At 52.5% G+C, this 24,097-nt stretch carries 23 protein-coding genes and 2 pseudogenes; 4 read left to right on the top strand and 21 right to left on the bottom strand.

The features are described from left to right. Window positions 1-146: 146 nt before the first annotated feature. From JCM10914_RS10475 to JCM10914_RS10425, 13 genes and pseudogenes are all read right to left on the bottom strand, one after another. Complete coding sequence (locus JCM10914_RS10475; RefSeq protein WP_023960474.1) at window positions 147-1,238, bottom strand: Zn-dependent hydrolase; 1,092 nt, start codon at window positions 1,236-1,238, stop codon at window positions 147-149. Next, entirely contained in the window at window positions 1,238-1,390 is a 153-nt protein-coding gene (locus JCM10914_RS28845) for a hypothetical protein (protein WP_156332312.1), read from the bottom strand. Before JCM10914_RS28845 ends, JCM10914_RS10475 begins: the two co-directional genes overlap by 1 nt. Then, complete coding sequence (locus tag JCM10914_RS10470; protein WP_023960472.1) at window positions 1,377-2,657, bottom strand: Zn-dependent hydrolase; 1,281 nt, start codon at window positions 2,655-2,657, stop codon at window positions 1,377-1,379. Before JCM10914_RS10470 ends, JCM10914_RS28845 begins: the two co-directional genes overlap by 14 nt. Then, window positions 2,638-4,047 carry a dihydroorotase family protein gene (locus JCM10914_RS10465; protein ID WP_023960470.1) on the bottom strand — a complete coding sequence of 470 codons (1,410 nt, stop codon included), beginning with the start codon at window positions 4,045-4,047 and terminating at the stop codon, window positions 2,638-2,640. Before JCM10914_RS10465 ends, JCM10914_RS10470 begins: the two co-directional genes overlap by 20 nt. Before the next feature lie 57 nt (window positions 4,048-4,104). Continuing rightward, window positions 4,105-5,688, bottom strand: coding sequence for a histidine ammonia-lyase (gene hutH, locus JCM10914_RS10460; RefSeq protein WP_023960468.1), 1,584 nt, complete (start codon window positions 5,686-5,688; stop codon window positions 4,105-4,107). Window positions 5,689-5,730: 42 nt separating this feature from the next. Continuing rightward, window positions 5,731-6,273: a hypothetical protein gene (locus tag JCM10914_RS10455; protein WP_370570232.1), complete on the bottom strand. Its 543-nt coding sequence runs from the start codon at window positions 6,271-6,273 to the stop codon at window positions 5,731-5,733. Further along, the gene (locus tag JCM10914_RS31760) at window positions 6,180-6,860 is read right to left on the bottom strand and encodes a DUF917 family protein (protein ID WP_370570231.1); all 681 of its coding nucleotides are present in this window, start codon (window positions 6,858-6,860) and stop codon (window positions 6,180-6,182) included. Before JCM10914_RS31760 ends, JCM10914_RS10455 begins: the two co-directional genes overlap by 94 nt. A 31-nt stretch (window positions 6,861-6,891) precedes the next feature. After that, window positions 6,892-8,543: pseudogene (locus JCM10914_RS10450) on the bottom strand (urocanate hydratase). 424 nt (window positions 8,544-8,967) lie between these two features. Then, the gene (locus JCM10914_RS10445) at window positions 8,968-9,741 is read right to left on the bottom strand and encodes an HAD family hydrolase (RefSeq protein WP_023960458.1); all 774 of its coding nucleotides are present in this window, start codon (window positions 9,739-9,741) and stop codon (window positions 8,968-8,970) included. 69 nt (window positions 9,742-9,810) lie between these two features. Next, window positions 9,811-10,245 carry a hypothetical protein gene (locus JCM10914_RS10440; protein WP_023960456.1) on the bottom strand — a complete coding sequence of 145 codons (435 nt, stop codon included), beginning with the start codon at window positions 10,243-10,245 and terminating at the stop codon, window positions 9,811-9,813. Between the two features lie 64 nt (window positions 10,246-10,309). Then, window positions 10,310-11,371 carry an LLM class flavin-dependent oxidoreductase gene (locus JCM10914_RS10435; protein ID WP_023960454.1) on the bottom strand — a complete coding sequence of 354 codons (1,062 nt, stop codon included), beginning with the start codon at window positions 11,369-11,371 and terminating at the stop codon, window positions 10,310-10,312. Between the two features lie 156 nt (window positions 11,372-11,527). Continuing rightward, window positions 11,528-12,037 (bottom strand): SRPBCC domain-containing protein, encoded by a 510-nt coding sequence (locus JCM10914_RS10430; protein WP_023960453.1) that lies wholly within the window; start codon window positions 12,035-12,037, stop codon window positions 11,528-11,530. A 2-nt stretch (window positions 12,038-12,039) separates the two neighbouring features. Next, complete coding sequence (locus JCM10914_RS10425) at window positions 12,040-12,390, bottom strand: helix-turn-helix transcriptional regulator (protein ID WP_036717705.1); 351 nt, start codon at window positions 12,388-12,390, stop codon at window positions 12,040-12,042. Between the two features lie 283 nt (window positions 12,391-12,673). On the opposite strand from JCM10914_RS10425, the gene JCM10914_RS10420 reads away from it, so the two are divergent. From JCM10914_RS10420 to JCM10914_RS10410, 3 genes and pseudogenes are all read left to right on the top strand, one after another. Beyond that, on the top strand, window positions 12,674-12,985 hold the full coding sequence (locus JCM10914_RS10420) for a hypothetical protein (protein ID WP_023960450.1): 312 nt from the start codon (window positions 12,674-12,676) through the stop codon (window positions 12,983-12,985). A gap of 30 nt (window positions 12,986-13,015) precedes the next feature. Continuing rightward, window positions 13,016-13,306: a hypothetical protein gene (locus JCM10914_RS10415; RefSeq protein WP_036717622.1), complete on the top strand. Its 291-nt coding sequence runs from the start codon at window positions 13,016-13,018 to the stop codon at window positions 13,304-13,306. 148 nt (window positions 13,307-13,454) lie between these two features. After that, window positions 13,455-14,653 (top strand): annotated as a pseudogene (locus JCM10914_RS10410) (MFS transporter). Between the two features lie 65 nt (window positions 14,654-14,718). On the opposite strand, the gene greA reads toward JCM10914_RS10410, so the two are convergent. Next, the gene (gene greA / locus JCM10914_RS10405; RefSeq protein ID WP_023960445.1) at window positions 14,719-15,195 is read right to left on the bottom strand and encodes a transcription elongation factor GreA; all 477 of its coding nucleotides are present in this window, start codon (window positions 15,193-15,195) and stop codon (window positions 14,719-14,721) included. A 183-nt stretch (window positions 15,196-15,378) separates the two neighbouring features. On the opposite strand from greA, the gene JCM10914_RS10400 reads away from it, so the two are divergent. Next, on the top strand, window positions 15,379-15,948 hold the full coding sequence (locus JCM10914_RS10400) for a hypothetical protein (protein WP_023960443.1): 570 nt from the start codon (window positions 15,379-15,381) through the stop codon (window positions 15,946-15,948). Window positions 15,949-16,028: 80 nt separating this feature from the next. On the opposite strand, the gene JCM10914_RS10395 is transcribed toward JCM10914_RS10400, so the two are convergent. From JCM10914_RS10395 to JCM10914_RS10365, 7 genes are all read right to left on the bottom strand, one after another. Continuing rightward, on the bottom strand, window positions 16,029-17,198 hold the full coding sequence (locus tag JCM10914_RS10395; RefSeq protein WP_023960441.1) for a mannitol-1-phosphate 5-dehydrogenase: 1,170 nt from the start codon (window positions 17,196-17,198) through the stop codon (window positions 16,029-16,031). After that, window positions 17,195-17,635 carry a PTS sugar transporter subunit IIA gene (locus tag JCM10914_RS10390; protein ID WP_023960439.1) on the bottom strand — a complete coding sequence of 147 codons (441 nt, stop codon included), beginning with the start codon at window positions 17,633-17,635 and terminating at the stop codon, window positions 17,195-17,197. The genes JCM10914_RS10395 and JCM10914_RS10390 overlap by 4 nt, the downstream gene beginning before the upstream one ends. A 15-nt stretch (window positions 17,636-17,650) precedes the next feature. Then, the gene (locus tag JCM10914_RS10385) at window positions 17,651-19,654 is read right to left on the bottom strand and encodes a BglG family transcription antiterminator (protein ID WP_023960437.1); all 2,004 of its coding nucleotides are present in this window, start codon (window positions 19,652-19,654) and stop codon (window positions 17,651-17,653) included. Between the two features lie 141 nt (window positions 19,655-19,795). Further along, window positions 19,796-21,232, bottom strand: a complete 1,437-nt coding sequence (locus JCM10914_RS10380; protein WP_023960435.1) for a PTS mannitol transporter subunit IICB — start codon at window positions 21,230-21,232, stop codon at window positions 19,796-19,798. A 73-nt stretch (window positions 21,233-21,305) separates the two neighbouring features. Further along, complete coding sequence (locus JCM10914_RS10375; protein WP_023960433.1) at window positions 21,306-21,509, bottom strand: hypothetical protein; 204 nt, start codon at window positions 21,507-21,509, stop codon at window positions 21,306-21,308. A gap of 76 nt (window positions 21,510-21,585) precedes the next feature. Continuing rightward, on the bottom strand, window positions 21,586-23,211 hold the full coding sequence (locus JCM10914_RS10370; RefSeq protein WP_023960431.1) for a glycoside hydrolase family 9 protein: 1,626 nt from the start codon (window positions 23,209-23,211) through the stop codon (window positions 21,586-21,588). A gap of 180 nt (window positions 23,212-23,391) precedes the next feature. Next, complete coding sequence (locus JCM10914_RS10365) at window positions 23,392-24,090, bottom strand: FHA domain-containing protein (RefSeq protein ID WP_023960428.1); 699 nt, start codon at window positions 24,088-24,090, stop codon at window positions 23,392-23,394. Window positions 24,091-24,097: the final 7 nt, after the last annotated feature.

The following is a 24,097-nucleotide window of genomic DNA, read 5'->3' as shown; positions in this document are numbered from 1 at the left end:
GCGATCGCTGTTGGTCATAACGTACTCATAAGCTCCGATGAGAATTTCCACGCCGCTCCCCCTTCCGTTGTTATTATCAAATTATAATAACAAGTTACCAATATTATTAAACCATATATCCTATCATGTCAATCGGAATTGTAACATTAATTATTCGCCAATAACAGTAGGGTCCCAAGCAAAATATTTGCACCCGCCACACAATCTTCTGGCGAGCTCCACTCCGCCGGATGGTGGCTGATTCCATCCTTTGAACGTATCAGGATGAGTCCGATGTCAGTCAAGGCATGCATGGCCACAGCGTCATGGCCTGCACCGCCATTCATCATGAAGGGCGAATACCCCGCTCCCTCGCAAGCACGCTGAATCGCACGAGTCACTTGCTCTGATGCTTGTACCGGTTCATCCGAATCCGTCATGGTGATGTTAACGGCGACATCGCGCTGTATCGCACACTGCCGCACCGCCTCCTCAATGGCGGACGCAAGCTGGTCCAACCCCTCACCATCTCCATGACGAACATCCACCGTAAAGATCACTTCCCCAGGAATGACGTTAATGGAGCCTGGTTTAACCTGAAGGGTACCCACCGTGGCTACACCACCATAATCAATCGCGGTCTGTTCTATGCCAAGAATAGCCTCCGACGCTGCAACCATTGCATCTCGCCGGAGTCCCATAGGCGTCGTACCCCCATGGTCAGCCTGCCCATACATGGTGATTTTCAACCAACGGTGCCCATATATGGATGTGACAATTCCGACTTCAAGTTCGTGATGCTCCAGTACACGTCCCTGCTCGATATGCAGTTCGACGTAGGCGTGAACATCCCCGTGCTTCCTCCTGGCAGCCGACGCATGGGCTGGTGTTATGCCGGCCTCGGACATGGCTTGCTGCAATGTAATGCCATCTATATCCGCAAGAGACAGCCATTCATCATTCCATAAGCCTGCCATCGCTCGGCTTCCTAAATATCCCGTACCGAAGCGCACCCCCTCTTCATCCGTAAAACAAATGACTTCCAGCGGACGAGTGTGAGTGAATCCCTGCTCCCTGATGGTCCGCAGCACTTCAATGCCCGCCAGCACGCCGAGCGCACCATCGAATCGTCCACCCTCCCGCACTGTATCGATATGGGAGCCTGTGACAACGGCCGGGAGATGCGGATTCGCTCCGGGCAGACGTCCGATAAGATTTCCTGCCTCGTCTTGCCGCACATCCAGGCCTGCCGCTTTCATCAAGCAACGATATATTCTCGGCCACGGAGCTCTTCCGAACTTAGAGAAAGACGGGTAACCGCTCCCGCACCATCTCCACCGATATCACCCAATGCCACAATCGTGCTCCATAGACGTTCACCATTAACCCAATGACCTTCATTCAGAAACATGAATTTTCACGTCCCCATATATTTGATCATATTGAAGCAGCGACAGCGCAAGGGCTTCGACACCTGCGGCAACCTGTTCATAATCTGTCCATTCTTCAGGGCAATGGCTTCTGCCGCCCCGACTTGGCACGAATATCATCCCGATCGGTGCGATGCGCGCCAATTGGTTGGCATCATGACCTGCACCGCTAGGCAGCTTCATCACAGGAGCTACAAGGGCGCAGTTATGCTCGATGAGCTCCAATACATTGGCATTAACGTGCACCGGCTCCGACCTCGACAGCAGCTCCTCCTTCAGAGCCAACTGACGTCGTGCAGCAATCTCATAAGCCTCGGTGACAAAAGAGGTGTGCACCTGTTCGGACAATAGCGGATCGAGGGATCGAATTTCCATCTCAAAGGTGACATCCGAAGGGATGACATTTGAAGCATTGGGCTCGTTGAATACTCTGCCTATCGTACCGACAAGGCGGTCCCCATAAGAGCGGCAAATCCGCTCTAAGGCGAGACAGATCTCGCCGAAGCCTGTCAGCGCATCCTGGCGCATAGACATGGGTGTGGTTCCAGCATGATTCGGTTGGCCCGTCACTCTTATCCGGTAGCGGTGTATACCGACAATGCCGGTCACTGCGCCTAGCGTGCGGCCGGTCTCCACCAGCACAGGGCCTTGCTCAATGTGCAGCTCCAGGTAAAGGGCCACTTCCCCCGGTTTTCTCACCTCCGTCATTAAATCCGAACTTCTCCCACCTATTCTATCAATCGCATCGCGTAAACATAAGCCATTCGGGTCTTGCTTATGCATCATCTCTTCTGTCAACGTACCAACCATGCCTCGGCTGCCAATCGTCGATATGCCGAATTCGCTGGGCTCTTCGGCCGTAAAATCAACAATTTCTAACGTATGCTGCAGTCTGACTCCTGATTCCTTCAATCGCCTCGCGATTTCCAATCCTCCGACAACGCCGATGATGCCGTCAAATCTCCCACCGCCTTGGACTGTATCCGTATGAGATCCGATCAAGATCGACGGCAGCGCCGGGTTCAAGCCGGGCAGACGACCGATCAGGTTAGCGGCTGCATCCACGCTCACTTCAAGACCCGCTTCATGCATCCGCTCTGTCAGCCATTGCCGACCGGATTCATACCATGCTGTGAACGGTCTCCGCGTCCAGCCCGGCTTCGAGGGATCGCTGAATGATGACAACACTTCGATATCGGAAGTCAGACGCTGTAGATTGGGTTTCACATTATCGCTTTGCCCTGCCAAATCCCATTCCTCCTTCCGATTCGTTCGCCTTATGCTTTGCACGCACAAATTGACCATGCCCTGGCTGTCCTGTAACCGTGTCGTTATCATAGACCGTAACACCCCGAACGATCGTAGAAGTAACTTTCCCTTGCAGCTTGAGTCCATGATACGGGCTCCAGCCTGCACTGGAATGCAACTTATCTCCATCCAGTACCCAGGAAACATTGGGATCAAGAATCACCAGATCGGCATCGTAACCTTCGGCGATACGTCCCTTACGATGACCCAGTCCAAACACCTTGGCCGGGCGTTCGCTTACAAGCGAGACCAGCTCGATCATCGAGATACGTCCCTTGGCCACGCCTTCGCTGTACATGATCGAGAGGAGCTGCTCAACACCGGGTGCACCGGAGGCATTCTGAAAAATATCCTCATGGCGCTTGCGTTCGAGCAGCCACGGCGCATGATCCGACGTAATCATGTCGATTCTCCCTGCTGCCGCAAGCTCCCATAAACCTTCGACGTCGCTCGGCGTTCGCAGCGGTGGATTGATTTTGGCCTTGGCATGCAGCCGCGGCATATCCTCCTCGGATAACGTCATATAGTGCGTACAGGTCTCTGCTGTAACTCTGGCTCCCATCTCCCGATACAACTGCACCAGATGGAATATCCGTGGATACGTGCAGTGGTACAAGTGCAGCTTCGCACCCGTCTCCAGCGCAAGCTCCATCGCCGTCACGACCGCAGTCGACTCGCTGACCTTCGGTCTGCTCCAGCCATGTGAACGCGAATCGGTCCCGCTCGGTAGATGCTTCGCCATATATCGCCGGACAATCTCATCATTCTCGGCATGAACCCCGACCGGACAGCCGGTGTCCGCGATCACGGCAAAGGCATCCAGCAGCTGACCGTCATCGATCCGGGGAAAACGGAAGGAATCCGTGTTGAACATCGATACTTTGAAGCCGCAGGCGCCAGCTTCGGCGAGCTGCCGGATATCATCGTACCCATCCTGTTTCTGGATCGTGGCCAGCATGGCCACATCCACCACCGATTCTTGCTCCAACCGAGCCCGCTTCTCTTCGAACGCCTCCCGCGTGCAGATCATGCCCGTCGCATCATAGGGCATCTCAATGACGGTGGTCACCCCGCCCGCCGCAGCGGCACGAGTGGCATGAGTGAATCCTTCGTCCAGCGAGCTGTAACAATGTACATGTGCATCCACCGCACCCGGCAGAACGTATTGACCACCAGCATCCACAAAACGGGAAGCCTCCCGGATCTTGTCCGGGTCCAAATCACCGATGCTTACGATGACGCCGCCTTGTATGCCAAGATATGCGTTATAACGTATACCTTCTGGCAGTACCACATGGCCGTATATAACCAGATCCAACCGACTGTTCATTTAATGTACCCTCTGACGAGCACGGACTGGAACGCACCCGTTTATGCCATTCTTCTACTAGCCTTCATCACCAGACTCAAGTTCCGACTCCACGATCATGACGCCACTTCGAATGCGTTCAGCTATCACCTGAATATCCGGGGTCAGCACCCGATCCTCGGTCAGTTTCGGGACTACATCGCGAATAGTCCGGTAGATCCTCGCCGTTCCTTTGCCCAAAGAATGAGCGTTCCCGCGAAGATCAATCGCCTGCGCCGCATGAAGAGCTTCCATGCCGATGATATACGTCAAGCGCTCAACGATGTCTTCAACCTTCCTGACCACCAGCGGCGCGTTCGTCGCATGATCCTCGATATTCCCTGCAAGCGAGAAGTAATCCATCGACACGGGATTGGCCAGCAACCGAATTTCCGTATCGAGCGATGTGTAGGTTTTCTGCATGGTGCTGAAGGCAATCGTCTCCGGATTCGGGGCCAGGAACCGGGTGAGGCCCGTGGTATCCGGCGTGCCGAGCTTAATTGAACGGTAGCAGGAGGATTTGGACACGTGGCTGAGCGAGATCGCCAGCATCTCAAATGCCAGCACCCACGACGTAACATCAAAGTTCGAACTCGGTACCATACGCCGTCCCTCGAGGTCTAATGTCGGATTATCATCGGACGCGTTCAGATGGAGCAGCAGTTGTCGCTCTGTATAACTCAGGGCATCCCTCGCTGCGCCGTGCACATGGCATGCGCTGCGAAAGCTGAGTGGGTCCTGGATCCGGCCGGTCTTCTGCTCAGGTGACTGCTGCATAATCGCACCGCCCTGAAGACAACTCAGCACATAAGCGGCACTTGCAGCGGCTCCTTCCAACGGGCGAACCCGATAGGTAGCGGCATCCAATGGACTTGTTGTCCCGTCAATGCCTTCAAGCGATAAAGCGAAGATCGAATCAGCCGTGCGCAGCAGACGCTGCACTTCGCCCAGTACCAGGGCACCCATCCCCGCGGACAGCGCATTTGAGCTGACGATGGCCAGGCCATCCTTCTGAATCAGCTTGATGGGGGATAAATCGGCGGCTCGAAGCGCCTGCAGCGCAGGCATCAACTCTCCTCCGAACATCACTTCTCCCTCACCCAGCATAGTAAGTCCGATATGCGACAACACGGAAATATCCGCCGCGCCTACGGAGCCCCGCAAAGGCACCATCGGATGAATGCCGGCATTCAGCAGATTTCTGTACATAAACAGGGCTGCCGGTTGAATGCCAGAGGCCCCTGTCAAGAGCGAGTTAAGCCTGGCCGTCATAATAGCTCGCACCTGCTCTTCACTAGCGTATGGGCCTACCGCAGAAGCATGGGAACGGAGCAATCTTCGATTGAAAGCTTCGCTCTCCTCTCGCGTAATCTCACGATCCTTATTGAGCCCCACGCCCCGGTTCACGCCATAGATCGGAACCCCAGACGATACAAGCTCCCCCAGCAATTGATACCCTTCCTCCACACGGCGTACCGCTTCATCGGCCAGCTCCACACCGTGCCCGTGCTTTGCCACTTTCTCCAGTTCCTCAATGGATAGGGAATGCCCATCCAGCCTTACAATCGGACGCAGCGGGTCCACACTGAATCCGGAGGGAATGGATTCCGTTTCATACAACATACCGAGCACCCTCTTTTTTTATAATCCACTGTCGCCGGCCTCTTAGATCCCTTTCAATCCATATTCCGCAAGCGAAATGCCAAGCACCTGTTCCACCTCCGGGTACACCGAAGGATCTTTCACACTGGAGCTAAGCGGCACGTGCTGCTTATCAATCGCGAAGAGCGCAATCTCCATGCCTTCCTTCACGCCACCGACACTCACAGGCAAGCCTGTCGCTACCTCGAATGTGGTGATAACATCAGGATACGTGGTCAGTCGCTGTCCCGCTTGATCCACGGCCATATATTCATTCATTACATGAAGCGTTAGTTCGTTGCCGCTGCCGTCCTCCATCGTGATCGTCCCGATATCAAACGCACCGGAGTAATGCACATCCTTCTTCAACACCTGGCCTCTGCCGATATATCGGCCCTGGGTTTCACGGCGTACCGCCTCCATAATCGCTTCCGGTCCTTGCGATTCTGCTTCCAACATCGCATACCCTAGATTCAAGGCAATCGAGATTCCACCAATGGCAGCATGCTCTTTAATGAAGGATGCTGGCAGCGGATGCCTTGCCGAAGCGATGAAGCCACCCGACATATCAGAGGCTGTACGCAAAATATTGGAGGTCTTGGCCGGTGTGCCTTTAACCACGAGTTCCAGATAAGAGCCCGTGTCCCTGCGCCCGCCAACAACCACCTGAATCGTCTCATAATCGGTTCTGGATGCCAGCCCCATAGAGCCCATTTTGCCCGTCGGATGGGCACGAATGTCGCCTGTTGCATCCACGACGACCAAACCGAGCGCAGCTGCCGGCAGCCAGCGTTAATCGTGCTGGACATGCCGTTTTGTGGTGTCATTACTCCGACAACCTTGCCGTCGTAATGATCCATGAGCAGTTGCACTGCCTTGATGTAATCCACGCCCCACATCTCCCACTCAGTGCCCGCAGGCGCACCAATCGCTGTTGTCGTAATAATGATGGCGTCATCCGGTAACTCGTCCACCGAGACCAGCTTCGGTCGACCGATTCCAACGGCTGCTCCACCGATCTCCAATCCATGATCTACCCATCCACCGCCTCCTGATGCAAAGACCGCGCCTCCACGCACCGCTGCCTTGACGTCTGCTATCGTTAATTCACGCATCCTCAGTCTCCCTTTCACGATCACGATTTGTTGTTTCATTCCTTGCCTTGCCTGATTGTCAGGTCCTCACTCAGTGCACACGTTCTTCCGTATCGATTCGGCGGATGCCCTTCTGCTGGACTTCGTCCAGCGACTCCTCATACCCGGCGTCAGCATAACGCAATACGCCAAGGCCAGTATCGTTATCGAGCGTTGTCTTCAACCGCAGCGCTGCATCCTCCGTTCCGTCAGCGACTACCGTAACGCCCGCACTTGTCATATAGCCGCTGTAGCCGCCGCCACCGGAGTGAATAGCGACGAGGTCGGCCATGGATGAACAATTGAGCATGGCATTGAGCAGTGGCCAATCCGCAATAGCGTCGCTTCCGTCCTTCATGTTCTCCGTCATAATATTCGGATGAGCCATGGCACCTGCATCCAGATGATCCCTGGAGAATGCCACCGGGCCGCTTAATTCCCCGCTGCGAACCATCTCGTTCACTGCCAGCGCCAGCTTCGTGCGATCACCATGTCCAAACCAGCCGATACGCGCCGGAAGCCCTTCTACCGGAACGTACTGATTCGCCAGCTGAATCCAATTGACCGCAATGTCGTTATCGTGGAAGAATTCAAGAATGTATTCATCTATCTTGCGGATATCCTCTACATTGCCACTAAGCGCCACCCACCGGAAAGGACCGATCGCGCGCGCGAACAAAGGCCGTAAGAAACCCTCTGTGAATACCACGATGTCAAACGCATGGTCCACACCGTACTGAACCGCCTGAGTCCGAATGTTATTGCCGTTATCGAACACAATGCTCCGCGCTCCTGAAAAGCAAGCATCGCCGTCACTTCACGTGCGATCGACTCGCCTGCATCCTGCTGCAGTTGAGTCGGGTTCAATTGGCGCTGCTCCGCTGCCTGTTCCAGCGTGTAGCCGGCTGGAATGTAGCCGTATAACAGATCATGTGCCGACGTCTGGTCCGTCACGATGTCCGGCTGAATTTCTCTGCGAAGCAGTTCCGGATAAATCTCGGCGGCATTGCCGATCAGACCTACGGACAGACTCTCCTTCCGACTTACCGCATCCTCGATCCAGGCCAGCGCTTCATCCAGATCGGCTGTCTTGCGCTGCAAATATCCCACTTCGATCCGTTTATCCACCCGAGCCTCGGATACTTCCACACAGAGAATCGCTGCACCAGCCATCGTTCCTGCCAGTGGTTGCGCGCCTCCCATTCCGCCCAAACCCGCGGTCAGTATAAAACGTCCCGCCAGTTGCCCATCAAAATGCATCCTCGCTATAGATTGAAAAATCTCGTAGGTCCCCTGAATAACACCCTGAGAACCAATGTACTGCCAGGCAGCAGCCGTCAGTCCGCCCCATACAATCAACCCTTGCTCTTGAAACTTATAAAACTGATCACTGGTCGCCCATTTACCAACCATATTGCAATTAGCCATGATCACAATCGGGGCGTATTTATGCGTGCGCATAATCCCGATCGGTTTGCCGGACTGAATGACCAGGGTCTCGTCCTCTTCCAAATTCTTGAGTGTGTCTACAATGGCATGATAAGAACCCCAGTTACGTGCTGCCTTTGCCAATGCTGCGTAGACCGTTAGTTCCTTCTGGTTCTCGCCATTCTCCAGCACATTCTCCAGCATGCGCAGTAAGGCCTCTTGTCTCCAGCCTTTACAGCGCAGCTCGGTGCCTCGTGCAGCCGTAATCTCTGCCATGTTCCCAACCTCCAAATTATCAATATATAATAATGAATTAATATTATTTAGAAAATATCAGACTGACTCTTCTCCGTCAATAGATTTTATCAGTTTATGTTATTTAAAGTAACTCTGTCGGATTAATTATATATAGATTATCGTATTTTGCACGTTCTAAAATTCTGGCAGTTGGTATAACTCAAGCCAGTAGAAATATCATCCATCCTTTGCACAGCTTATTCGTTACGATACTGAAAGCCGTCATTGTCAGCCAATTGTAAGTTAAATTGACATGTACTACAGATTCTCATTTGAACGCCATTTGAATATGTTGTAACCACTCCGTATCCTTCGACTCAAGGGATGTTTCATTCTCCTGAGAAAACAAAAAAAGGGCGGGGTTAGTCCCCACCCAAATCCTGTAGTTCCGCGCTCTGCAAGTCTAAACGCTCGTCACCGCATATAAACGCCCCAATGATTTTAATCTCTCTGCGATTGCATGCTCAATATTTTGATCCAACTGCAATTGCTCTGAAGCAAATGACGCCAATTGCGGGTGATCACCAATCATGACCTTGTGTCGTGCATGCTGAAACATCGAAATATCGTTGGCATCGTTGCCGAAGGCAACATACTCCCCTGCCGCAATCCCCAGTTGCTGTAATCCACTCCATTTATGGATCCCTGTGGGACTGATATCCAGAGCCCCTTCCCCTTGATGTATATGGACGACGACATCCAGCAACCTCAGCTTCTCCTCTAATCCTGCCATATCGTCCGAAGTCAGCATCAATATTTTGACAACCGACTTCAGCTCATGGAGTGCCACGCGCGCGGCTAACTTATGCGGGTCTAAATTCAGCAGAATCGGATGATCAACCGGACCCGTATAGGCATAGTCCCATTCCCCATCTATCAGATACCCCACGTTGTATGTCTCTAGCAGATCCAGGAGAACCAACAGAATCTCATGATCAAACCCCACCGTGGACATGATACGCCCCTCAGTTGCGACCATCGAGCCGTTGCCCCCGATCATTGGATAGTCATGCCACCGCTTATGAAGAACCGGAAGCAAGTCACGAATCGGCCGGGCAGACGCAAAAACAACCTCGTGCCCTAGCTCCACAAGTGACTCCAATGCCTTCAACAACTCGTCCGAAACGGGCTGGCCTTTGAAGCAGATCGTTCCATCCAGATCAAATACGAATTTCATGCCCTCTTCCCCCTGTATCTTCTCACTGTCCTCATCATGAGCGTTGATCGTTCGCAGCCGGGTAGTTCCTCATGTACGCCGAACTACTCGTTCCAGCATAATCCATTCGATCCATCCATACAGCAATCCCATCACACCGAACATCCAGACTGCGGAACTCACGTGCAGGTTATAGTGAAGAACGAAGTCAGGCTGGTAAAGCTCATGGAACAACCAGATGCCTGCCGCCGCCCATAGCGCCGCATATAAGAGGATATACACAATAAACCATCGTCTGTTCCAAGGGACAAAGCCGAGCAGCCAGGCTAATGGGAACATGATGATCATATATATGATCGCTGCTGCCAAGAAGACGACGGCAACCAAAGTAAACCCCAAATTCAACAAACCGTAATACTCGGTTGTACGAATCTTGTATCCTTCCATAAGCTCCAGGCTGATAAAAGCCCCTGTAAACAAAATTAGGAAGACAAACCACATCGCCAAATATCGAACAACCCTCAAGACACTCCCACCTTTTCCCAAGTTATGTCATAGACGAGTGTGGTCTGCAGAAAGTTTCAATTCGTCACTCTACCGGCTCGCCAGCCGCTTCCCAGCGGTCGATCTCTGCACGGACCCGTGGCGCAACCTCGGTTCCTAGCAGTTCAATCGCCTTCATAACTTCATCATGCGGCATGGTCCCTACCGGAACATGCAGCATGAATCGCGTGATGCCCACATGCTTACGCAGGTGAATAATCTTCCGGGCCACCGTCTCCGGATCACCAACATAGAGGGCACCCTCGAAGCTTCGTGCCGCATCGAACCTTGCACGGTCATAATATCCCCAGCCCCGCTCCCGACCGAGCACATTCATGCTGGCTTGAGTTGAAGGGAAGAATTGGTCAGCTGCCTTCTGCGTCTCTTCCGCGATAAATCCATGCGAATGCGAGCCGACCGCAAGCTTCGACGCATCGTGGCCTGCGTGGGCTGCCGCTTCTTTGTACAGCTTAACAAGGGGAGCGAATTGCATCGGACTGCCGCCGATAATCGCCAACACTAACGGCAGACCGAGCAGGCCGGCGCGAACAACCGATTCCGAATTGCCACCGCTGCCTATCCATACCGGCAGCGGCTGTTGGACCGGTCGAGGATACACCCCGAGGTCCTGAATGGCTGGGCGATGGTTGCCGCTCCAAGTTACCTTCTCCGATTCGCGGATCCTGAGCAGCAGTTCCAGCTTCTCTTCGAATAGTTCATCATAATGGCTTAGATCGTAACCGAACAACGGGAATGATTCGATAAAGGACCCCCGACCCGCCATGATCTCTGCACGACCGTTAGAGATGGCATCCAGCGTAGCAAACTCTTGAAAGACGCGTACCGGGTCGGCCGAGGAGAGCACCGTCACCGCACTCGTTAACCGAATCCACTTCGTCTGAGATGCCGCCGCTGCCAGCACAACCGCCGGGGATGACGCCGCATAATCTTTACGATGATGCTCACCTACACCATACACATCCAGGCCCACTTGATCGGCCAACACGATCTCTTCCACGACCTCTCGAATTCGCTGTGCATGGCTCATAACCTCTCCTGTGTCTACATCCGGCCATGTCTCTACAAACGAGCTAACGCCTATCTCCATCGATAAACCCTCCTAAATTGTCTATGTTATGCTGCCTTTACTCGCTGGATTGATTTATCTTTATATTGAACGTTATGAGGCATATTATCAAGCTGACGCAGCAAGGGCTGAATTCCGCGAGGAATCCAGCCCTGAACTCGTCCATATGTCGTTCGATTAAGCCCAAGAAGACACATATTCTTCGAGACGATCCCACGTCTCAGTGATGCCTTGTTCCATCCCCATATCGAGCACCTGTCTGACCGCCTCTTCGGATTCATATACCGATCTGCTAATCAGCAGCGTCTGCCCACCTTGATCCTCAAATGTCATCGTGGTTGTTGAAGCCGGCATACCCTCCGAAGTCGTTCCTTCCGCATCCGAGAAATAATCGACGTACACGATTCGATCCGGCTCGTCAATCTCCTGATATACCGACTTACCCCAAGACTCCATTCCGTAGAAATCACCTTGATTCGGATCCATGCACTTCATGCAATAATGCCATGCTCCGCCTGGCCGAAAATCCATATTGGATACGGTGACTTCCCAACCACGCGGGCCCCACCACTGCTTCAGATGCTCTCCATCCGAGAACACCTTAAATACGAGCTCCTTTGGTGCGCTAAATACACGCTCCAGTATAACCTCACGACCTTCAGCCTTGCATACCATTGAACTTGCCATTCTTATTCCTCCTTCTTACGATTGATTGAATCCTGATTCGGATTAGCTTGCAATTTCTCCAAGTAAGCGTCGAGATTGTCGTACCGTTCACTCCATATCCGGCGATAGCTTGAGAGCCAACTGTCCATTTCTTGAAAAGGCTCCATTCGCAGTTGGTAGTTCCTGCGGTTGGCTTCTGCCTTCACTTCGACCAGCCCCGCATCCAGTAACACCTTTAAATGTTTGGAGGCTTGAGGCTGCCGAATCTCCAGTTGATTCGCAATATCCCCTACCGTCATCGGTCCATGGAGCAGCATTTCAACCATATGGAGACGATTAGGCTCTGCCAGTGCACTGAATGTGACCATTCCCATCATGAACCGGATCGTTCAGTGAGCTGTCTGCCTTGTGGTGTGGGGGTGCGCCATCTTGCTGCTTCTGCCATATCCGTTCACCTCATTCCCATAAGCATAGTGTTCTTTGAAATGAATATACCATATTAGGAATATTCCCGTAAATGAATATTTTAATTGTTATTTTTATTTATCTTTCCACCAATCTCTATATTAAGTTGGTTTGTTAATAACACACCTCTATATAGGCATTTGCATAAGATGATTTAACTGTTTCTATTTATGCGATGGAGGTTTTCTAATCATGACTGTTCCATACCCGCAACATCAAGAGCAAACTATATATCAAGCCGAAACGAGCACAAGCCAAGGCATCCAAGCTATCCGGGATCATCTGCACCATCTCTGCAAACAGCATCTGCATAAGCTTGTCCGGGTTGAGACGCTGGATGGCGACGTATTCGAAGGTGTCGTCGTTGGATGCAATCGAGGAATCGTGTATCTAAGTATGCCGGCCGAAGGACATCCACGTGCATTCGGTCCCAGCTACTACAATCAAGTGATCTTGCCATTAGTGCTGTTCGAACTGCTAGTTATCACGCTGCTCTATATTTAAACACATATTCATATTAAGGAGTGACCATGTATGGCATTTATGCCGCCTCAAGGCCCTTTCGGCCCTCAGCAACCCCCTACGGCCCCACCCCCTCAGATTACGCCCGTGCAGCCGCTCACCTCGACGTTCGCCGTTGATCCCGGCGCTATGAGGGGCTGCATGTATCGGAACACCTATATTTGGCCGCAGTATGGGCCGGGTTTCTGGTTCTTTCCGATCTTCGTCGGCCGCACCTCCGTTGCAGGCTTCAGATGGACGGGTAGCAGCTGGATATACGCGGGATATGATCTGGGCAGAATTACGTCCTTTACGTGCTATTAACCGGCCCCATCGTACACCTGAAATAAAAAGCTTGCTTATCCAGCAGAATCGTTAAATAATATGGAGCAGGTCTCTTATACCGATCAATCAGGTTGGGATTGCAGATATCTTCGCAATAATCTATACAGCAGAAAGGTTGTCTCACACCATGGCTTCATCACAATTACATCATCCGGCCTCCAAGGAGGCCTTTCCTGTCTCCCTACTCTCGCTCACGGTTGGTGCATTTGCCATCGGTATGACGGAGTTCGTCATTATGGGGATCCTCCCGAACGTAGCGGATGATCTCAACGTCAGCATCGCCTCAGCCGGGCAGCTTATCACCATGTATGCCCTGGGCGTTGCAGTAGGTGCACCTATCTTAACGGTGCTTACGCACAAAATCCCGCAGAAGAAACTCCTGCTGCTATTGATGGGACTGTTCATTCTCGGCAACGGCATCGCCGTCTTCGCCCCGAACTACGCCGTTCTCATGGGAGCACGCATGCTGACAGCCTTAACACACGGTACGTTCTTCGGTGTTGGAGCCGTGATTGCCTCGCGCCTCGTACGTCCGGACAAGCGTGCCGCGGCGGTATCCATTATGATGGCCGGTCTTACCATTGCCAACATCATCGGCGTGCCGCTCGGTACCTTCATCGGCCACAGTATGGGATGGCGCGCATCCTTCGCCGCCATTGCGATTATGGGCATCATCGCGCTCGTTGGCATTATCGTCTTTATCCCGAAGCAGTATCCGGACAAGCACTCCAGCATGGTTCAGCAGATCACGGCGCTCATCAAGCCGAGACTACTGCTGTTTCTGCTCATCGGAGCACTCGGCAACGCTGGACTCTTCGCCGTATTCACTTATATTGCGCCGCTGCTAATTGAAATTACCGCTACGCCGAGCAGAGCGTCACCTGGATTCTCGTTCTGTTCGGTATCGGTGTCACCGCCGGGAATATGATTGGCGGCAAGCTGGCCGATTGGAAGCTGCTGCCTTCCATACTGGGTATTTATCTAGCTACGGCCATTATACTCACGGTGTTTACTTTGACCATGTATCATCCGGTAACCGCCGTATTGACGATCATCCTATGGGGAGCAGCTTCATTCGCCGTAATGCCTGGTATGCAGGTGCGAGTTATGAACCTCGCACAGTCGGCACCTGCGCTGGCATCAACCGCAAGCCACTCTGCGGGCAATCTGGGGAATGCCGCGGGGGCTTTCATTGGCGGCCTTGTTATTACGCATCTCAGCCTGTCCTCCCTGCCTTGGGTGGGGGCCGTGCTTGTAAGTCTGGCCTTCCTGCTCGGGATGGCATGTTATATTTATGAACGCAGAGCAGCTGCAGTTTCTGCGTGAGCCTGAATCCTATATTTAAAAAGGCGTAATCCCAGCTTAGCGGGATTACGCCTTTTTCTACATGATTACAGTCCCTTGATCTCCAATAAGGCGTACTTAATGACACCCATCGGAGCCTCCACGTTCACCCGGTCACCAACGGCTTTGCCCATCAATGCCTTGCCTAGCGGACTCTCGTAGGACACTTTATTGTCCAGTACATCTGCCTCCGCCGGACCGACCAGCTGATACTCCAGCTTCTCGTCAAACTCAATATCATTCAAGACGACTCTCGAGCCCACTTGCACAGTGTTGGAATCCATATGAGCAGCATCGACAATCCGGGCCTTACTCAGCATCTTCTCCAGAATGATAATCCGCGTCTCCATGAACGCCTGATCATCCTTGGCTGAATGATACTCGCTGTTCTCCTTCAGGTCACCATAACTGATCGCAAGCTTGATCCGCGCCGCGAGCTCCTTGCGCTTCACATACTTCAGATCATCCAGTTCCTCCTGGAGTTTGTTAAAGCCTTCCTGCGTCAAGATTGATTCTTCTGCCATCTCATCATCACATCCACTTCTGTTTCATATGTATAGTGTACTCTTTTATGGAGGAATTAGCGAAAGTTTCCCGGAAAATATCCCGGTTCCTGTATTTCCATATGTATTATTTTCCACTATTATGGTGTGAGAGCTAACTGGAATTTATTCACCTATGCATGACATATCGGAGGGACCTTGCCTATGCGAGTTGTATTCAAGACCATGCTTGTGCTGGCGATCATCGCCTTTATCAGTTATGTCACCATTCGTGACTTCGGCTTGCCCCGAGTACCCAGGGAGATTCATCTGACTTATCCCGCTGTGCAATACACGGCCGATGATCCTGCGGCCGTAATCCATACCACGCTTGAGATTGAGGGCACGTATTACCGCTATTTATTCCATCATCCGACGTTCAAGGGCGTTGTCCGTGTTCATGAACACGATTTTACGATGTTAGAAAGTGAGATTATGGAATATCCACTCTATGCCTATGATCGCATTTATAAAGCGTCCCCCGATGTTCGTGATTCCATTCTGACCAGCTTTCTGAGTTACCCGATATGGGAGCATAATTCACGCGGAGATTTTTCAAATTTTCAATTTAAATATCTCGGAGAGCTCTTTATCGACAACCGCTTTGAACAAGTGAAAATCCACGTGAACCGAGAATTCGGAGACGGTACAGACCGAGCGACATACCTCGCCGCTCCTGCAACCACCTTGGAGGAAGCCCAGCAAATCCTGAAGTTTACCGAGATATTTGAATAATAATGACAACAATGATTGAAAACCCCTGAACCGCGGTGATTAACAAGGTCAGGGGTTTAGTATTTATAAATGGATGGAAATTATGATCTCACTTCAAATTGAGTCTTTAACTCTTCATACTGCGCCAGCAGTTCACCCATCACCGGATGCTCTTCGGCAATACCCGTGTAACGCGATGCGGTGTCGCTTACGCCGATGTCCCGAATAGAAGCTTGCAGCTCGACGCTTTCCGGGTCTTCCGGCACATCGAACAATAGCGCAGCTGCCATGGATTTAGCCAGGCTCATATAGGACAGACCGCTCTCCATGGCGAGTAGTGCCGGCGATACTAATCGATCTTCTGGTGATAGCTTGCGAATCGGCGAACGTCCTACCCGCAGCACCTCATCGGTCAGTGCCGGGTTGCGGAATCGATCGAGAATCGTCTCAATATAATTCTGATGGTTGGCGCGATCGAAGCCATGCTTGTGAATCAGTGCGGCTCCCGTCTCTTCCAGTACCGCACGTACATGGCCTGCTACCTCTTCATCCCGCATCGCATCCTGAATCGTCTCGTAACCTTTCAGATAGCCTATATAAGCCGCTGAGCAATGACCGGTATTCACCGTAAACAACTTACGCTCAATATAAGGCTCCAGGTGCTCTACATAGTGAACACCTTCGATTGGTTTGAAGCCCTCCAGCATCTGCGAACGGTCGACGGCCCACTCATAGAATGGCTCAACGACCACCTTCAGACGGTCCTCATGCTGCTGCAGCGGCACGATTCGATCGACAGCGGCGTCCGGGAACGCAAACAGGCGATCGGCCAACTGCTTCATGTTATTATCCAGTAGGTCGTAGACGTGCCCCTTCAGCTGCGTACTGCCACCAATCGCATTCTCGCAGGCAATGATATGAAGTGGCTCGGCAGCGGCATTCTGCAGCCGAATCTTTAATCCATTGGCAATGGCAGGCGCGATGAACTTCAGAATGTTCACGCCGACCGCCGTCGTTACGATGTCCGCTTCCGCAACCGCACGGGCTGCAGCTTCAGGCTCAGCGGCACTATTCAGCGCCGTTACGCCTTGAACCCGTGTCGTCTCCGCGCCTGAACTGGCCAGTTGGACCGTATACTCTCCGCGAGCCTTCAACTCCGATACCAATTCATCGTTCACATCGACGAAGCAGACCTCGTAGCCTGCCTGAGACAGCAATAGACCGATGAAGCCGCGCCCGATGTTGCCTGCGCCGAAATGGACCGCCTTCATGCGTCCATTCCCCCTTCGAAGATCGCTAGAATCTCCTCTTCGGTGGTCGCATTCATCACTTGTTCGATGCTCGCATCGTCCGTGAAGATCATTGCCACGTTGGTAAGAATCGCCATATGATCACCACCGGCGCCTGCGATGCCAATGACGATAAAGGCCGGCTCATCTCCGCCAAAGTCGACCCCCTCCGGGAAACGAACGATGGATAATCCCGTATTGATGACCATCCCTTTGGCTTCTTTGGTACCATGAGGAATCGCAAGGCCACCACCCATGTACGTTGAGGCGATCTCCTCACGCTCCAGCATTTTATCCACGTAATCCGCCGAGACATGACCCGCCTGCACCAGCAGATTGCCGGCCATGCGGATCGCTTCGCTTTTATCCTTCGCTGTTGCATTCAGGATCACTTTATCTTTAGACAGTATGTTGTTCATGTTTGTCCCTCTTTTCTAAGGTCTATGGTTGTAATAATGTTGCAGTCCTTCCGCCAAGTACGAGCGAATCTCTCGCTCTTCGCCTTGCTCCATCAGTTCAATCAGTTGGGTACTCAACAACATGGCACTAATCTCGCTAAGCACTTCCAGACTTTCTTTGGGCAGCTGCTTCGGCGCCAGCATTAAGAGGATAACCTTCGCCTCTGCTCCATCTTCAAGCGGCACCGCCTCGGCTAACCGGTACAGTGCAATCAGCGGCTTCAGGATCGACTGACTTCGAGTATGGAACAAGGCCAGCGCCGTATCCGGAATGAGCTGCGTACCCATCCGCTCGCGATCGAGCAAACGCTGCTTCACCTTCGCCTGATCCGCCATCGCTTCCTGCTGGCTGATACGATCCAAAGCGCAATCCAGGGTTCTATCCAGATCCCCTCGCTCGTTATCGAGGGGATAGACGTGAAAGTGATCCAGCAAGGACACAATCTCATTCATTAATGCTGCCTGAAGCCGGAGCTGTTCGAGCGCCACTGCCTTCCGCTCTGTCGTTCTGCGGTTGACCGGTTCGCCCTCCGCATTCCGCATCCCCGCATGATTCTGGATATGCTGAAGCAGCGCAGCCTTATCTTCGGCGCTCAGCAGCGGGCTTAATCTCACATAACGGTGTTTGGGCAGAGGGAGATCAATCGTAGATATAATCAGATCATATTCATCCTCCGGCATGCGGGCCGCTTCATACCAAGAGACGTTGCCGAGCACTTCGATCTGCGGCATCTCCTTGTTGAGACGGATAGCAAGCAGCCTTGAGGAGCTAAGACCGCTGGAGCAGACGAGAATGGCCCGCAGTTGATGACCAAGCTGATTCAGCCGCTCACCGGAAGCACCGAAATGCATAACCAGAAACCCAATCTCCTCATCAGGTATCTCGACTCCCAGACGCAGCTCATCCACCGCTTGACGCACAATCGCGAACAACTCCTCATAATCCTTGCGGATCGGACTCAGCAGCGGATTTCGAATTCGCGTACCTTCGCGAATGCGTCTCATCGCGGCGCCAATATGCTCCACTAACCCTATCCTCAGCGTACGATCCTCCACATAAGGGATTTCGGTATGCTGCTGAACCTTCGCAATCAGACGAGACGTGAGCTCCACCATCACAACGTCCGCATGCGCCTGCTCGCCCACGTCGGCTTCGTCCCTTGCCGCAGCTAACAATGTGACTATATATTGAATCTCTGCCTTAGCGAAAGTAAGCCCTAGCCCTTCTTCCAGCCGATGTGCGAACGACGTTACTTCATTCCAATCCGAAGAGATCGGGTCAGCAGTTTCGGGCAAGTGCGCTTCGGTGATAAGATGACCCCGCCGTATACGATTGACCGTAACCGACAAAGCAATGAGCAGCGAGGTGTAGGCCGCTTCGCTAAGCCCCTCCGTCCAGCTCCAGTTCATCGCCCAAAGGCTGCGTTCTACATCAAGCAGGACAGGCTTATCAATCATGGACAACAACCTAGACGTTACAGGCTCATTCGCATCGTGATAGCCATCTCCTACAAGATCGGAATAATCCAGATATTCCTCCGCCAGCCGACAGATCGCTTTGCGCAGCACCGGTTCCTCACCCTCAATATCAACCCCGTACCCTCTACGCCGAATCAGGATCAGGCTCAGTCGCTTCAGTATCGGCTCGAGCTCATCCAGATCATGACGGATGGTGGAGGTGTTGACCTTCAGACTGTGCGCTAACCCAAACAGCTTGATGGGTTCTCCGGCCTCCAGAAGGGAACATAACAGCAGAATCTTGCGTTCCTCCCCTGAATAATCCGCAGGTTTGCCTTTCAGCAGGCGCTGCTTCAGCAGCTCCGTCTGTTCTGACGATTCGCCTTCTAACCGAAAGCCCGTACCCGCCTTCCGATGAAGGAAGGCACCGGTTCCAGCCAAATTCCTCTCAATCTCTTCCATTTCCCGGTGAACGGTTCGGACGCTGACGCGGGTTTCAGCTGCAATCTCAGCAGCTGTCATGCCCTCTGCTCTGTTTAGCAATAGCAGCAGGATTTGTCGCTGACGGGCAGTGAATTGTCCCAGAACGAATAGCTCCCTTCTTCAAGAAATGTAAGACACGCCGGCGTAATTTACGCCAGCGTATCCTATGATTTTTGACAACTATTCATCTTTCAGACGTTCAACCAGCTCATCATACCGTGGACTCTTCAGGAAATTATCGATGGAGATATGCTCTGCATTCGGGTTCTTCGCCATCGCCCGTTCCGTCAAAGTCTTCTGCGTAATCACGATATCGGCATCGTCTGGAATTTCACTGACCGCAGCATTCACGACCGTAATCTGAACGCCTGCTTGCTGCAGCTTCTTCCGGAGAACCGAAGCGCCCATAGCACTTGACCCCATGCCTGCATCACAGGCAAAGACGATTTTGTTGATGTTGTCCTTATCCAGATTCGCTACAGCAGCCGAAGCCGGGGCAACCTGATCGTTCATTCCGCCGGTCTTCATCTGTTTCATCTTGGCTGATGCTTCTTCCAAGTCTGGTTCTTCTACTGTCTTCTTACCCGTCTTCAGCAATAGTGCAGCAACGAGGAACGATACGATCGTCGCTACCACTACGCCCGCCAATACGGCGAACAGGCCGCCCCTAGGCGCCATGGCAATGTATGCGAATATGCTGCCCGGAGATGCCGGACCTACCAGACCCGCTCCAAACAACTGGAAGGTAAAGGTTCCTGCGACTCCCCCTGCGATTGCAGCCAGAATGAGAACCGGCTTCATCAGGATGTACGGGAAATAAATCTCGTGAATACCGCCGAAGAAGTGGATAATTACAGCACCCGGTGCGGATGCCTTGGCACTTCCCCGTCCAAAGATCCAGTATGCAAGTAATACACCAAGGCCTGGACCTGGATTAGATTCCAGCATATACAGTACGGACTGACCGATCCGAGCCGATTCCTCGGTTGCGATCGGACTTAATATCCCGTGATTGATTGCGTTGTTAAGGAACAGGATCTTCGCTGGCTCGATGATAATGTTGACGAGCGGCAGCAGATTGGCTTGAACGAGGAAATCAACACCGGACTTCAAAATTTCGGTCAGACCTTGTACAAGCGGTCCAATACCGGTATAAGCGATTAAAGTCAGGGCCCCGCCAATAATACCAAGCGAGAAATTGTTCACCAGCATTTCGAAGCCGGATTTGATCTTGCCATCAATCAGTCTATCGAACTGCTTCAAGACTAAGGCTGCAATCGGACCGACGATCATCGCTCCAAGAAACATCGGGATATCCGAGCCGACAATCACGCCGACCGTAGCCACGGCCCCGATGACAGCACCACGCTGACCGTGAATCATCTGTCCGCCCGTGTAACCAATCAAGAGCGGCAGCAGATAGTTAATCATCGGTCCAACCAATTGCCCAAGGTATTCATTCGGTATCCAGCCCGTCGGGATGAAGAGCGCCGTAATGAGACCCCACGCAATAAACGCACCAATATTCGGCATCACCATACCGCTGAGGAGACGGCCTAGTTGTTGAACTCTTAAGCGGATGCCCTTGGAAGCGCTTGTATTTGTCTCGTTAGACATTGTATAACCCCCTATCATCATTTATTAAAAATAAGACTCATGTATGTTGTCATACTGACCTGACAACTATATGTTAAGTCAGACGGCAGCGCGGCTCAACGAAAGGAAAACCGGGTTTCGTCAGGATTATTGTTGACAAAAATGAATAGGAACTTGTCATATCCACCAAATAGTTGGCGTATAGCGGCTTCCGGAGAGCTTGCACATGCTTAGCATCCCCTGAAAAATCCATCCCACTCGCAAAAAAGATGAAAATTTCACAGATCGCTTCTGCCATGGTCATAAACCCGCCCACAACATTTCATCAAAATTACCGCCGCGTTATACCGCATATTTCAAATGCAGCTTGCCATCTAACCTATGAAATGCGATAGCACCAACACCGCAGGGGAATTCCAGTAGATTGTGACTTCATTCGTGGCGTAGCTGTCCATGATATCAGCAAAAGAAGCAGCCGGCGCTCGTCCAGCCAGATGTTCGCGCGCATAATCATCCTGCAAGCCTTGGTTCGGACCGCCGGAGAGCAGGCCTGGCACCGGCTCATCCACACCATCTCCCTCGGAGGGACGATGATGGGGATGCTGAATCGATTTCGATCCGTAACCCGAGACATAGCTCATGCCCATGACATTCGCACCAAAAATATAATGCACATGCTCATGCACCCGGCGCTCATAATCCTCGTAGCCTGACAGACGTCCGGCTATCAGCATGAGCATGGCATGATTCATAACCAGCATGTTGCTGCCCCAGATATATTGCTCCGGCTTCAATGAGATCCCGAATCCATCCGTGTCGCTGACCGCGGCCAGTTCATCTGCCCGCTGTAGCAACCCTCCCTTCAGATCCTCCGCCACGATCGCATCCTCTTCACGGTCAGACATCAGGTAGGCGAATGTGCCATATCCGCCCATGTCCGCCCAGCCAAGCTCGTATTTATCGAACGCATTCGACCCGGCCAGGGACAGAAACGCCTCATGATACCTTTCCTCTCCCGTCGTGCGGTACAATTCCGCCGCGGCCCAGTAACGTTCGTCTGCATCCTGCTCGTCGCCGTATTCGCCGGTTGCGATCTCTGCCGGATTCCGAAATCCCGGCGGATTCGGATGCTCCTCCAACCAAGCCCAGGCTCTCTGGGCTGCCTGCAAACAGTTCGCTGCGAAGGCTTTATCATACGTCGCATATATTCTGGATGCCATCGCCATCGCACCCGCGAAGCATCCGGTAGCCGTCCCCGAGATGGGCGAAAGATACAACTCCGCTGTGTCATCTTCCGGCATCACATCGCCGCCCGGGAATTTCAGCGTGGTCAGCTTGTGGAACACACCGCCGCTTTCCTTCTCTTGCATGCGCATCATCCACTCCAGTTCATAACGGCACTCATGCAGCACATCAGGCATTTTGTTGTCCGTCTCCGGCAATGGCAGTGGCTGCTCGAACGCCTCCGGATATAACTCGAAGGCCAGCAACAGATCAGCTATCGCTTTGGCGCCGGGAACGATATACTTGCCATAATCCCCTGCATCATGCCAGCCGCCCCAGGCATTGACCTGCCGGGACTGCTCGCCATGAACGACAGCTGGTGTACGGTGACACGCCGCATGCATCCATGGACCTGCATACGATTCTTCCAGGTCCATCCCGCAGCGAAAGAAATAGAACGCTTTCAACAAAGCACGGTGTGCATCCGCATAGATGTTATCCGAGATCACAAACGGATAGGATGCGAACCCATCCTCCGGCTCGATCCGGTAGGTTCCCGGCTGTTCCCAAGCGGTGAAATCGCCGCGGCTGACCGTCTGTCCGCTTGCCGCGTCCGGGGCTGCAGGCTTGGTCTCGCTTTGCCATACGACCTCCCCGTTCTCCTGATTAACGACCTGAAAACGTCCGCCTTGTCCAGGCAATACAGCTATCTTGCTATCCAGAGTGCGATAACCCAGCTGATTCACCGCGATGCTTCCTTGCTGAGATATATTCATTCTTATATAAGCCCCTCTCCAACAGGATTCATTCAGTCTTTCGATTCATAACTATCATTTCGAGATGAACCCCTACTTCCCTTCTGAACTTCCAGATAAACTATGATTAACCAAGACACTCCGCACACAAACAGGCTCTTCCTCTCTTGGAGGAAGAGCCTTGGCCTATTTTATATACAACTAAACTTCCTTCTCGTCTTGCGATTGCAGGATATAGCCTTTCCCCCGAATGCTCTCAATCGAGAGGATATTGCGCGTCTTCTTACGTACCCGGTAGATGAGCGCATTCATCTCCTCTGAACTGACGTCCGGAATTTCATCCGGTTCGTAGCTCCGCTCGGGCCATACATGCAGCTTCAACTGCTCCTTGGACACGAACTGTCCCTGATGATGAAGCAGCAGTTCAAGGCACTTGTACTCTTTTTCCGAGAACGTATAGACTTCATCCCCATACAGCAGCTCCTGCTTGTACGGATTCAATGTCATCCCGCCTGAAGATTCAACGGCTGCGAGCTGCCGGAATAACGGCGTCAAATCCATCGTCTCTTCCATACTCAGAATCGAGAATGACAATACAATCAGATCACCTGCCAGTGCGACCGAATCTCCGTGCTGTAGGGGAGCTTCGCCGCCGGGCTCAAGCCGCTGCTGGTTAATATATGTTCCGTGCTTGCTGTTCAAATCCTTAATGCTAAACCGCCCGCTCCGATATAGCAGTGCTGCGTGCTGCCTGGATACGTATACGTTATCAAACGATATATCCGGCTCGGACTGGCTGCCCTTGCGTCCGAGGATCATCATCGACCGCGTCAGCGGAATGACGTCACCTCGCTCGTACGGGTTCCCCCGCTCCACCATCAAAAAGGAGGATTGGTCCATTGCGATC

Origin of the sequence: Paenibacillus sp. JCM 10914 (assembly GCF_001315105.1) — a bacterium.
GTDB lineage: Bacteria > Bacillota > Bacilli > Paenibacillales > Paenibacillaceae > Paenibacillus_AQ.
The sequence above is the reverse complement of the archived record's forward strand: the minus strand, read 5'-3'. Positions and strand labels throughout refer to the sequence as shown.